Origin of the sequence: Diaphorobacter sp. JS3051 (genome assembly GCF_015832135.1) — a bacterium.
Taxonomy (GTDB): domain Bacteria; phylum Pseudomonadota; class Gammaproteobacteria; order Burkholderiales; family Burkholderiaceae_C; genus Diaphorobacter; species Diaphorobacter nitroreducens.
Map to the genome: position 1 here is coordinate 1997397 of NZ_CP065406.1, position 11843 is coordinate 2009239.

Annotated in this window: 8 protein-coding genes and 1 pseudogene; all 9 read right to left on the reverse strand. The window is 65.5% G+C overall.

Annotation, left to right across the window (positions count from 1 at the left end):
- Positions 1–77: 77 nt before the first annotated feature.
- The 9 genes and pseudogenes from I3K84_RS09555 to I3K84_RS09595 all read right to left on the reverse strand — a co-directional run bounded on the left by I3K84_RS09555 (position 78) and on the right by I3K84_RS09595 (position 11648).
- Positions 78–1112, reverse strand: a complete 1035-nt coding sequence (locus I3K84_RS09555; RefSeq protein WP_196995978.1) for an ABC transporter ATP-binding protein — start codon at positions 1110–1112, stop codon at positions 78–80.
- Positions 1109–2086: an ABC transporter ATP-binding protein gene (locus I3K84_RS09560; protein ID WP_012655671.1), complete on the reverse strand. Its 978-nt coding sequence runs from the start codon at positions 2084–2086 to the stop codon at positions 1109–1111. Before I3K84_RS09560 ends, I3K84_RS09555 begins: the two co-directional genes overlap by 4 nt.
- A 182-nt stretch (positions 2087–2268) precedes the next feature.
- A complete protein-coding gene (locus I3K84_RS09565) occupies positions 2269–3180 on the reverse strand; it encodes an ABC transporter permease (RefSeq protein ID WP_011804140.1) in 912 nt (303 codons plus the stop codon).
- Between the two features lie 48 nt (positions 3181–3228).
- Positions 3229–4800, reverse strand: coding sequence for an ABC transporter substrate-binding protein (locus I3K84_RS09570; RefSeq protein WP_196995979.1), 1572 nt, complete (start codon positions 4798–4800; stop codon positions 3229–3231).
- A gap of 40 nt (positions 4801–4840) precedes the next feature.
- Positions 4841–6067 (reverse strand): M20 aminoacylase family protein, encoded by a 1227-nt coding sequence (locus tag I3K84_RS09575; RefSeq protein ID WP_088887584.1) that lies wholly within the window; start codon positions 6065–6067, stop codon positions 4841–4843.
- Between the two features lies 1 nt (position 6068).
- The gene (locus I3K84_RS09580) at positions 6069–7052 is read right to left on the reverse strand and encodes an ABC transporter permease (protein ID WP_012655668.1); all 984 of its coding nucleotides are present in this window, start codon (positions 7050–7052) and stop codon (positions 6069–6071) included.
- Between the two features lie 149 nt (positions 7053–7201).
- Positions 7202–8782 carry an ABC transporter substrate-binding protein gene (locus I3K84_RS09585; protein WP_103738133.1) on the reverse strand — a complete coding sequence of 527 codons (1581 nt, stop codon included), beginning with the start codon at positions 8780–8782 and terminating at the stop codon, positions 7202–7204.
- Between the two features lie 255 nt (positions 8783–9037).
- Positions 9038–10179, reverse strand: a pseudogene (locus tag I3K84_RS09590) (porin).
- A 383-nt stretch (positions 10180–10562) separates the two neighbouring features.
- Positions 10563–11648 carry a porin gene (locus I3K84_RS09595; protein ID WP_196995980.1) on the reverse strand — a complete coding sequence of 362 codons (1086 nt, stop codon included), beginning with the start codon at positions 11646–11648 and terminating at the stop codon, positions 10563–10565.
- Positions 11649–11843 lie beyond the last annotated feature (195 nt).

Sequence of the window (11843 nt, forward strand, 5' to 3'; positions counted from 1 at the left end):
CGGCCCCTTTTTGCTCACATAAAAAGAGCATTTACCGCTTGCTGCACAAGCGTTAGGGCCGTTTTTCTATCGAACCCTCATACCGCCAACTCCACCAACGGGATGCGTTTTTCCTGCACGCCGTGGCAGGCCACGCGCGTGCCGCCGTCGTCGATGAGCTGGGGGCGCTCGGTGCGGCAGCGGTCGTTGGCGTAGGGGCAGCGTGGGTTGAACGCGCAGCCCGGCGGCGGGTTGAGCGGGTTGGGCACCTCCCCTTGCACGGGCGTGCGCGCGCGGCCGGTGTCGTGCATCTTGGGGATGGCCTCCAGCAACATGCGCGTGTAAGGGTGGCGCGGGTTCTCGAACAGCACCTTCTTGTCGGCCAGCTCCACCAGCCGGCCCAGGTACATCACGCCCACCTGGTCGCTCACGTGGCGCACCACGGCCAGGTTGTGGCTGATGAACAGGTAGGTGAGCTGCCGCTGGCGCTGCAGGTCCTTCATGATGTTGAGCACCTGCGCCTGCACGGACACGTCCAGCGCGCTGGTGGGTTCGTCGCACACCAGGAACTCGGGCTCGGTGGCCAGGGCACGCGCAATCGAGATGCGCTGGCGCTGCCCGCCCGAGAACTGGTGCGGGTACTTGGCCATGTCCAGCGGCGACAGGCCCACGGACTGCAGCAGTTCGCCCACGCGCTTCTTGAGCTGTGCAGCGTCGGTGATGAGACCATGCTCGCGCAGGGGCTCGCCGATGATGTCCTCCACCAGCCAGCGCGGGTTCAGGCTGGCATAGGGGTCCTGGAAGATCATCTGGATGCGCCGGCGCATGGCGCGCGCATCCTTGCCCTTGAAAGCGGCGTGCGCGTCCTGCCCGTCGAAGGTGAGGCCGCCGCGCGTGGGCTCGTACAGCCCCACCAGCAGGCGCGCCACGGTGCTCTTGCCGCAGCCGGACTCGCCCACCAGGGCCAGCGTCTTGCCGCGCTCGATCGTGAATCCCACGCCGTCCACCGCATGCAGCAGCGCGCGCGGCTTGCGCTCGATGACGCGGTTGAGCCAGGGCGCGGAGACGTCGAACGTCTTGGCGAGGTCATGCGCCTGCACCAGCGGTGCGGTGGTGGTCGTCGTGGAGCTCATGCGGCCACCTCGCTCGTCACGTCGTGCAGCCAGCATGCGGCCTGCGTAGCGCCGGCGGGCATGAGGTCGGGGCGCGCCTGGCGGCAGCGGTCGAAGGCGCGCGGGCAGCGCGGATTGAAGGCGCAGCCCTCGGGAATGGCGTTCAGGCGGGGCATGGCTCCGTCGATCTGGTTGAGGCGCTCGCGGTCCTGCTCCATGTCGGGAATGGACGCCATGAGGCCGGCGGTGTAGGGGTGGGCGGGCTGGTTGATGACCTCGTGCACGGGGCCGATTTCGGCCACGCGGCCGGCGTACATCACGGCCACGCGGTCGCAGGTCTCGGCGATCACGCCCATGTCGTGGGTGATCAGCATCACGGCCGCGCCGCGCGTCTTGCAGATGCTCTTGAGCAACTGGATGATCTGCGCCTGGATGGACACGTCCAGCGCCGTGGTGGGCTCGTCCGCCACGATGAGCTGCGGCTCGGCCGCCAGCGCCAGGGCAATCACCACGCGCTGGCGCATGCCGCCCGAGAACTGGTGCGGGTAGTGGTCGATACGCTGCTCGGCCGCGGGAATGCCGGTGTCCTTGAGCAGGTCGATGGCCCGCTGGCGCGCCTGCGCGGCGCTCATGGGCAGGTGGGTGAGGATGGTCTCCACCAGTTGCTGGCCCACGGTGTACAGCGGGTTGAGCGAAGTCAGCGGGTCCTGGAAGATCGCGCCGATCTTGCGCCCGCGGATGTGGCGCATCTGCTCGTGCGGCAGGTTGTCGATGCGCTGGCCCTGCAGCACGATCTGGCCCGAGGCCACGCGCCCCGGCGGCTCCAGCAGACCGATGATGGACGCGCCCGTGAGCGACTTGCCCGCGCCGGACTCGCCCACCACACCCAGGATCTCGCCCGGTGCGATGGAGAACGACACGTTGTCCAGCGCGCGCAGCGTGCCGCGGCGGCCAGGGAATTCGACGACGAGGTTGTGGACTTCGAGAAGTGACATATCAGTTATCCAGTGCGGTGCGCGCCGCCCGCATCGCATGAAACGGGCGCCCCCATAACGAGGGCAGCCGAGCAAGGGTCCGGGCCGGCCGCGCCGCAGCGAGGGCTGCGCCCCCCTGCCCGCATGGCGCAGCCATGCGAGAGCGGGGAGAAGGCGCAAAGCGACTCAGGAGGTGTTCCATTTCAGCGCAGGCGCGGGTTGAGTGCATCGCGCAGCCAGTCGCCCAGCAGGTTCACGGACAGCGCGATCAGCACCAGCATCACGCCGGGGAAGACAGTGATCCACCACTCGCCGGAGAACAGGTAGTCGTTGCCGATGCGGATCAGCGTGCCCAGCGAGGGCGACGTGGGCGGCGCGCCCACTCCCAGGAAGGACAGCGTGGCTTCGGTAATGATGGCAGTGGCCACCTGGATGGTGGCCAGCACCATGACCGGCCCCAGCACATTGGGCAGCACATGCTTGCGCATGATGCGCAGCGGCGAAACGCCGGTGACGCGCGCGGCCTGCACGTATTCCTTGTTGCGCTCCACCAGCGTGGAGCCGCGCACGGTGCGCGCGTACTGCACCCAGCCCGTGAGCGAGATCGACAGGATCAGCACGCCGAAGGCCAGCGAATCGGGCGCGTTGGGGAACACCGCACGCCCCACGCCGGCAATCAGCAGCGCGATCAGGATGGCGGGAAACGACAGCATCACGTCGCACAGGCGCATGAGCACGCCGTCCACCCATCCGCCGCGAAAGCCCGCCACCAACCCCAGCGCCACGCCCACGACGACCGACAGCGCCACGGAGGCCAGGCCCACCACCAGCGAAATGCGCGCGCCGTAGATCAGCGCCGAAAGGATGTCGCGGCCCTGGTCATCGGTGCCCAGGGCGTACTTCCAGGTGCCTTCGGCCTGCCACACGGGCGGCAAGCGCGCGTCCGACAGCTCCAGCGTGCTCAAGTCGAACGGGTTGTGTGGCGCCACCCAGCCGGCAAAGATGGAGCAGAACACGCACACGGCGGCAATCAGCGCCGCGATGATGGCCACGGGCGAGGTGCGAAAGCTGTGGGCCACGTCGCTGTCGTACCAGCGCAAGAGCGTTTGTTTCATGGGCGAAGGGTCAGGGCAAAAAAGGGGGAAGGCGGCAAGGTCGTACGGTCAGGGGCCCACGCCCATCCACTTGAAAGGCATGGTGTTGTCGGTCATCTGCACCAGGCGGATCTTCTTGGACACGCCCCAGGCCAAGGCCTGCTGGTGCAGCGGGATGTAGGCAATGTCGGCGGCCTGCAGCAGCAAAGCCTCGCGCAGCAGCGCATCGCGCCGGGTCTTGTCGGTCTGCGTCTGGACCTGCAGCAGCAGCGCATCCAGCCGCGGGTTGCAATAGCCCCCCAGGTTGAAGTGGCCCGCGCCCTCGCCGCGCGGGCAGGCTGCCAGCGCGTTCAGCGCTCCGTGTGCGTCGTAGGTGGAGGGCGTCCAGCCCATCAGGTAGAAGCCCGCGTCGCGTCGCAGGATGCGCGGGTAGTACTGCGCCTTGGGCTCCGCGCGCACGGTCACGCGCACCTGCAGGGTCGCCAGCTGTGCAGCGATGGCGGTGCACAGCGCCGCGTCGTTCACATAGCGGTCGCTGGGGCAGTCCAGCGTGAGCGCGAAGCCCTCGCCATAGCCGGCCTGCGCCATGAGCGCGCGCGCGGCCGCCACGTCGTGCGGCAGCCGCTTGACGTCGGGCTGAAAGCCATTGACGCCCGGTCCCACGATGAGCGCGGCGGGCGTGGCGGCGCCGCGCATCACGTTCTTGATGAGCGCATCAATGTCGATGGCCTGGTAGAAAGCCTGGCGCACGCGCCGGTCCTTGAAGGGGTTGGCGCCGCGCACGCTGGCGTACGGCAGCTCGTCGCTGTGCTGGTCCATGCCCAGGAACAGCGTGCGCAACTCGGGCCCCGTGACCACGCGCACCAGTCCGGCGGCGCTCACGCGTTCGATGTCCTGCACAGGCACGGGCTCCATCACGTCCACGCGGCCGGCCAGCAGCGCGGCCACGCGCGCCTCGTTGTCCGGAATGGGCAGGAAGACGATCTGGCGTGCGTTGCTCTCGATGGTGCCCCAGTAGCGCATGTTGCGCTCGAACACGGTGCGCTGCTGCGGGCGACGCTCGGCCAGGCGGAACGGCCCCGTGCCGTTGGCGCGCAGCGCGGCGGCCTGCCCCGCGGCTCCGCGCGCGTCGCCTACCTGCGCGATGCCCTGCGCCTCGCTCCAGCGCTGGCTCATCATGTAGACGTGCGACAGCAGGGCCGGCAGCAGCGGCGTGGGCTCGCGGGTTTCGATCTCGATGGTGTGCGCGTCCAGCTTGCGCACCTCGCGCACGCCGCTCAGGTAACTGCGCATGTCCGAGCCGTCGGACTGCGCGCGCCGCAGCGAAAACACCGCATCGTCGGCCGTGAAAAGCGCACCGTCGTGGAAGGACACGCCGCGGCGCAACTCGAAGCGCCATACGGTGGGGGTGGTCGCACGCCAGGCCAGCGCCAACGCAGGCACCAGGCTCAGATCCTTGTTGCGTCCCACCAGAGGCTCGTACACATTGCCGGTCAGGCTGAGCTGCAGCGATTCATTGAGCGCATGTGGGTCCATCGACAGCGCATCGCCCTGGTTGGCCACACGGATGGTTTGCGCATTAGCTACCAAAAATATAGCCGCCAGCGCTTGCAGTACAAGCGCCAGGGCCATATTTCGCATCCAGATCGTGCTCCGCATCATGCTGCTGTACCGTGCGGTCTCACTGCGCTTGCCCCAGGGGCATGGCCTGCTCGACCAGGCCGGCATGCAGGGCCGCGCCCAGGGGCAGCACGTCGTCATTGAAGTCGTAGCGGCTGTTGTGCAAGGTGCTGTTGCCAGCGCCCATGCCCTGCCCCAGGCGCAGGTAGGCGCCGGGGCGGGCCTGCAGCATGAAGGAGAAGTCCTCCGCGCCCATGCTCGGCTCCAGGTCGCGGTCCACGTTTTCTTCGCCCACCAACGACGCAGCCACGTCGCCTGCGAAGCGCGCATCGCTCTCGGTGTTGATGGTGGCAGGGTAGATGCGCTCGTAGCGAACGGTGGCGGTAGCGCCAAAGCCCAGTGCGATGGCGTTGCACAGCTCCTTGATGCGGCGCTCCACCATCTCCTGCACGGCAGGGTCGAACGTGCGCACCGTACCCACCAGCGTGGCCGTGCCCGGCAGCACGCTGAACGCGCCCAGGTCGCCCGCCTGCACCGCGCACAGGCTGATGACTGCGCTCTCCAGCGGCCGCACGTTGCGCGAGACGATCCCCTGCACGGCGGTGACGATGTGCGCGGCTACCAGCACCACGTCCACCGTCTGGTACGCATGCGCACCGTGGCCGCCGCGCCCGGTCACTTCGATCGTGACGCGGTCGGCCGCCGCCATCATGGCGCCGCTGTTGATACCCACGGTGCCGGGCCGCATGGCCGGCCAGTTGTGCATGGCGTACACCGACTGCACGGGAAAGCGCTCGAAGAGCCCGTCCTCGATCATCACGCGCGCACCGCCCAGGCCTTCCTCGCCGGGCTGGAAGATCAGCACCGCCGTGCCGTCGAAATGGCGCGTGGCCGCCAGGTAGCGCGCTGCACCCACGAGCATGGCCGTGTGCCCATCATGGCCGCAGCCATGCATCAGGCCGCTCTTGCAGGACTTCCAGGCGAAATCGTTGTGCTCGGCCATGGGCAGCGCGTCCATGTCGGCCCGCAGACCGATCATGCTGCCGCTGCTGCGGCCCTGGCCGTGGATGATGCCCACCACGCCGGTACGGCCGATGCCTTCGTGCACCTCGTCCACGCCTGCGTGCCGCAGCGCCTCGCGCACACGGGCGCTGGTGTAGACCTCTTCAAAGCCCAGCTCGGGGTGGGCATGCAGGTCGCGGCGGAATGCGGTGAGCTCCGGGTGGTACTGCGCGATGTGCGCGAAAGCGCGTCCGCCTGCCTTCAAGCGCTGCTGTACGGCCTGCATGTCAGTGCCCTCCCGCCTTGCCGCCCACGCGCAGGCGCGGGTCCACGGCGAAGTACAGCAGGTCCACCACCAGGTTGATGACCACGAAGATCAGCGCGATCAGGCAGAGGTAAGCGGCCATCACGGGAATGTCGGCAAAGGTCACGGCCTGGATGAACAGCAGGCCCATGCCGGGCCACTGGAACACCGTCTCGGTGATGATGGCAAACGCAATCAGGCCGCCCAGTTGCAGGCCGGTGATGGTCATCACCGGCACCAGCGTGTTCTTGAGCGCATGGCCAAAGTGGATGGCGCGGTCGGTCAGGCCACGCGCACGGGCGAACTTGATGTAGTCGGTGCGCAGCACTTCCAGCATCTCGGCGCGCACCAGGCGCATGATCAGCGTGAGCTGGAAGATGGCGAGCGTGATGGCCGGCAGCGTGATGTGGTGCCAACCCTTGGCCGTGAGCAAACCCGTGCTCCACCAGCCCAGCTGCGTGACATCACCGCGCCCGAAACTGGGGAACCATCCCAGCGTGACCGAGAACACCAGGATCAGCAAAATGCCGATCAGGAACGTAGGCAGCGACACACCCAGCAACGACAGCGTCATGAACACCTGGCTGGTGAAGGTGCCGCGCTTGAGCGCCGCATACACCCCCATGGGCATGCCCACCGCGAGGGCGATGAAGGCGGCCACCAGCGCCAGCTCCAGCGTGGCCGGGAAGCGCTCGGCGATCAGCCGCGAGACCTTGGCCCCCTGGCGCAGGGACAGCCCGAATTCGCCCTGCGCCGCATTCACCAGAAAGTGCCAGAACTGCACGATGAATGGCTGGTCCAACCCCAGGGCAGCACGCATCTCGGTGATCTGCTCGGGCGTGGCGTCCTGCCCCAGCAGGAAGACCACGGGGTCGCCCACGAACTGGAACAGCATGAACGAGATGAAGGCCACGGCGACCATGACGATCACGGCCTGGATAAGTCGGCGCAGGATGAAGGCAAGCATTCTCGGGCTATTGCAAGATGTCGGGCCATGCTAGCAGGCATCGGGGCGCAGCCAAGGCTCGTCCCCGCAGCGGCCGGGTGCTTAGCCTGGCCGTGGTTCGCCTGCGCGGGGGCTTTCCGCACGCAGGCGATACTTTATGGCACGGCCGCTCACTGGACCTTGACGGTGCGCATGTCGATGCGGTTGTCGGCGCGATGCACCAGCTCCACATTCTTCTTCATGGCCCATGGGATGACCTGGTCGTACAGCGGCAGATGCGAGACCGTGTCGTTGGAGAGCTGCAGCGCCTCGGTCAGCATGCGCGCGCGCACCGGAGCGTCCGTCTCGGCCTTGATGCGGTCCACCAGGTAGTCCATGCGCTCATTGCGGTAGCGGCCCACGTTGTAGTTGCCATCGCCACCAGTGCCCACGCTGCGCACCAGCGATTGCAGGCTGTACAGCGCGTCAAAGGTCGGCACGCCCCAACCCAGCATGTAGATGCTCGCTTCGCTGCGCTGGATCATGGGAAAGTAGGTCACCAGCGGCAGCGTACGCAGCTTGGCTTTCACACCGATGCGCGCCCACATGGCGGTGACCGCCTGGCAGATGGCCTCGTCGTTGATGTAGCGGTTGTTGGGGCAGGCGAAGTCCACCTCGAAACCGTCGGCATAGCCGGCCTCGGCCAGCAGCTTCTTCGCGGCCTCGACGTCGTAGGGCATGCGCTTGCCCACGGCCTCCGACCAGCCTGCGACCTGCGGCGCCACCAGGGTACCCGTCGGCTTGCCCAGGCCGCGCAGGATGTTGCGCGTGAGGGCATTGGCGTCGATGGACTGGTACAGCGCCTTGCGCACGCGCAGGTCCTTCAAGGGGTTCTTGCCCTTGATGTTGGAGCCCACGAGTTCATCCCGGAACTGGTCCATGCCCAGGAAGATGGTACGGTTCTCCAGCCCGTCCACCACCTTGATGGTGCCCGACGAGCGCAGGCGGGGCAGATCCTGCGGTGATGGGTCCAGCACCAGGTCCACCTCACCCGACAGCAGGGCGGCAATGCGCGTGGCGGCCGACTTGATGGGGGTGTAGACGATCTCGGTCACGTTGCCTTCCATCTGGCCCCACCAGTTCGGATTGCGCTTGAAGACCATCTTCACGTCGGGTTGCCATGTCTCCAGCGTATAGGGACCCGTGCCCATGGCGTTGCGATGGGCGAAGTTCTCATCGGTGCCCTTGATGTCCTTCGGCTCCACCGATCGGTTCTTCTCGGCCCAGGCCTTGCTCATCATGCGCAGCTCGGTCATCTGGCGCAGCAGCACGGGGTTGGGCGACTTGAGGAAGATGTCGATGGTCTGCGCATCCACCTTCACCACCTTGTCGATGCCTTGCACATACGGCGTGTAGTTCGAGGTCTTGGACATGGCGCGCTGCAGCGAGTACACGGCGTCATCGGCGGTGAAGGCGGAACCATCGTGGAACTTCACGCCCTGGCGCAGCGTGAAACGCACTTGTGTGGGGCTGACCTCTCGCCACGCCGTCGCCAGCATGGGCTCGACCTCGAAGGTACGGCTGTTGTAGTAGACCAGGCTTTCGTACACATACGAATGGATGGCGTTTTGCAGCGCGTTGTTTTGGGAGTGGATATCCCAGGTGGCGATTTCGCCCTGGCTGGCCCACTTGAAGGTCTTGGCATGCGCCGCTGGAACCACAGCCGCCGCGCAGACCGCCGCAAGAGAAAGGATCAAGGCATTGATTCGCATGGGAACCCTCTTTTATAGAAAGGAGCGACTATGGCAGCGTGGCCGTGGCCACTGGCAAAGGGAAATCCCTGAAATGGTGCATCGTAGATGCGCCGCCATTCATCCGCAGTGCTGATGCAAAACCAATGCCCGGACTGCGTATCTACGCTCGGCGGGGCAAAAACCGTACTTCGGGAAAAAAACAACCTCCCGAAGGAGGTTGTTTGAAATCGGGGCGGGCCCACAAGGACCCTTCCCCTCCCCACTCAATGCGCGTTAGAAGCGATGGCGGACACCCACGGTGATGCCGGTACGGCTGCGTGCGCCGCTCGCCGCATCCAGCACGACCGCGCTGCCGCCGCTGATGCTGGTGTGGTCCACGCCGAAATAGGCATCGGTGCGCTTGCTGAAGGCATAGTCCGCCACGGCCACGTAGAAGTTGGCGTTGCCGTTGGAAGCACCCGTGGCCGAGCCCGACTGCTTACCGCGGAAGTAGTGCGCGCCCAGGTTGAGCTGAGGCGTCAACTGATAGCCCACGCCCACCTTGAACAGCTGCCGCTTGTTGGCGTCGCCCGGCTGGAAGCCGCCATTGGTCTGGCCGGCCCAGAATTGCCCCAGGATCGCTCCGTCTACGAGGTTACGGAAACCCTGGATCGGGTTGGTCACCGTAGCGTATTTCGCCTTGTTCAGGCCATAGCCTGCACTGAAGTACCACGGACCCGTGCGGTACGAACCGCCCAGAGTCCAGGCGTCTACGTCGGTGCCGCCTGGCAGCGTCGTGCGCATGTAGCCGCCGCCGACGGCAAACCCGCTCGCGGAGTAGCGCAGGTAGCCGCCAGCCGTCTTCCAGGCGCCACCACCCAGGGTGCCTGCAACGTAGGCAGGCACTTGCGCCGCCGAGGCAGGCAGGCCAGCTTCCAATGCCTTGGTGTCGTTGTTCTCGTCAAATGAATATTGCAGCGAGCCTACGAAGCTGCGGTCCGGCGTTGCGAAGGTGTACTTCAGCATGTTGCTGGTACGCGCGCCCATGGCCATTCCCAACTCAGGCTTGTAGGCTTCCATGTAGGGGGAGTACGGGAACGAAGCGTAGGTGCTGGTCACCACGTCGAACAGGACATTCCACTGACGTCCGGCAGTCAGGCGGCCATAAGGGCCTTGCAGACCCAGATAGGACCGTTGGAAGAAGGGGGTGGAAACACTGCCGTCATCGGCATTGAGACGGTTTTCCAGCACCACCAGGGCCTTGGACCCGCCACCCAGGTCCTCCTCCACATTGATACCCCAGCGGCTTTGCGACATGCCGCCACCGATCATCTTCGTCAGGCCATCCTTGCCGGCACCTTCGTTGTTGGTGTGGCGCACGGCGGCATCCACGATACCCCACAGCTCACCTTGCTGGTACCGGCGGACTGGGCCATTGCCACGCCCGCGCCGCACAGCGCCAGGGCAGCCACAATTTTCTTTTGCATACAACAGACTCCTCTTGGATTGATAACCGGCTCACGATTCGCAGCCACGCCTTGATGAACTCGCTCACTGGACGTGCGCCACTCCCTTCACAACACTCGACTTCTCCTCCACCAGGGGCCCTGCGGCCAAATCGTGTTCTTGGCAGGAAGCGAGGAGGCTTCATTGTTGAAAACCCGCCGAGCAGGGGCAAGGGCCCATCGCTTTACAGCCACAGGGGTTAACCCGAAAAATCGTCGCACAAGAGACACCAAACCGCAGACGAAAAAAAACCGCTGCCCGAAGGCAGCGGTTTTGTCTTCTTTATCCAAGCTGGCCTCACGCCAGCCCGAGATTAGAAGGAGTGGCGGATACCCACTTGCACGCCAGTCTGGTTGTCGCCAACGGCGATGCCGGTGTTGCCCAGACCCTTGGCAACCAGACCCAGGCTGGAAGCGTCCTTGTTATTGATGTATGCCACGGTGCCGTACAGCGAGGTGCGCTTGGACAGGTTGTGGATATAGCCCAGGCTGATCTGGTGAGCCTTGGAGTCGATGACCTTCTGGTCGTACAGAGCGTACTGCAGCTTGACTTCGCCAGCGCCCACGGGAGCGGATGCGCCCAGCATGTAGGCGTTGTTCTTGCCCTTGGACAGGCCAGGACGGTCATCCTTGGTCTGCTGTGCAATACCGACCAGCTTCACAACGTTCAGGTTGTAGGAAGCGCCCAGCGTCAGGACATTACGATCCACGCCCTTCAGGCCATTCACGGTCAGGGCGCTCTTCTCGTCATAGGCCAGGGTCACGCTCAGAGGGCCATTGTCATAGGCCACGAAGCCGCCAACGTAACGGCCCTTCTTGTCGTTGTCCGCGTCAGACTTCTCGTCAAAGCCATAGCCCAGGCCGGCGGTGAAGCCGCTGAAGTTAGGCGTGTAGTAGCTGACCATGTTGCTCGAACGCGCGCCGTTGGCGTCGTTGTTGCCGTTGGCGGCCGTCTGGTTGCTGCCGCCCCAGGCGCTCCAGCCCATGAACTGGCCAATGCCGGCCTGGTTGAACAGGTCGTACGAGCTAGCCTTGGAGTAGGTGGGAACCTCGTCACGGCCCAGGCGCACTTCACCGAAGCTGCCGGCCAGTTGCACCGTGCTGCGACGCTTGAAGTTGAAGCCGGACGCATTGCCGTCGTCGCCGAAGATTTCGCCTTCCAGCCAGAAGCCGGCCTTCAGACCGCCACCCAGGTCTTCCACGCCGCGGAAGCCCAGACGGCTCGTAGAAGCGCCGCTGGTGCCCAGGCCATACTTGTTGGTGTCGCCGCCGCCAGCGGTGGCGACGTTGTTCACGTAACCGACGTTCGTGTCGATGATACCGAACAGCGTCACGGAGGATTGGGCCATTGCGGCGCCGGAAGCAGCCAGCACTGCCAGGGCAATCAGGGATTTTTTCATTGCGAGTTACTCCAAGGTTAAACAGAGGGCCCCGGATCGTAGAGGACTTGGATGTGCGGCTCACGCACAGCCCCGCCGGTTCCCCGGGCCAACCTCCTGGTGGGGAAGTTGGCCCTATTGCAACAGAGCCCGCCAGGTTTCGCAAAGGAAATCCCTCAGAATCGGGCCAAAAGCGGGTTTTCGTTGCTGTACCGC

Coding starts and splice junctions, on each gene's coding strand:
- I3K84_RS09555 (WP_196995978.1), bottom strand. CDS start 1,112: ATGAGCTCCACGACGACCACCACCGCACCGCTGGTGCAGGCGCATGAC.
- I3K84_RS09560 (WP_012655671.1), bottom strand. CDS start 2,086: ATGTCACTTCTCGAAGTCCACAACCTCGTCGTCGAATTCCCTGGCCGC.
- I3K84_RS09565 (WP_011804140.1), bottom strand. CDS start 3,180: ATGAAACAAACGCTCTTGCGCTGGTACGACAGCGACGTGGCCCACAGC.
- I3K84_RS09570 (WP_196995979.1), bottom strand. CDS start 4,800: ATGCGAAATATGGCCCTGGCGCTTGTACTGCAAGCGCTGGCGGCTATA.
- I3K84_RS09575 (WP_088887584.1), bottom strand. CDS start 6,067: ATGCAGGCCGTACAGCAGCGCTTGAAGGCAGGCGGACGCGCTTTCGCG.
- I3K84_RS09580 (WP_012655668.1), bottom strand. CDS start 7,052: ATGCTTGCCTTCATCCTGCGCCGACTTATCCAGGCCGTGATCGTCATG.
- I3K84_RS09585 (WP_103738133.1), bottom strand. CDS start 8,782: ATGCGAATCAATGCCTTGATCCTTTCTCTTGCGGCGGTCTGCGCGGCG.
- I3K84_RS09595 (WP_196995980.1), bottom strand. CDS start 11,648: ATGAAAAAATCCCTGATTGCCCTGGCAGTGCTGGCTGCTTCCGGCGCC.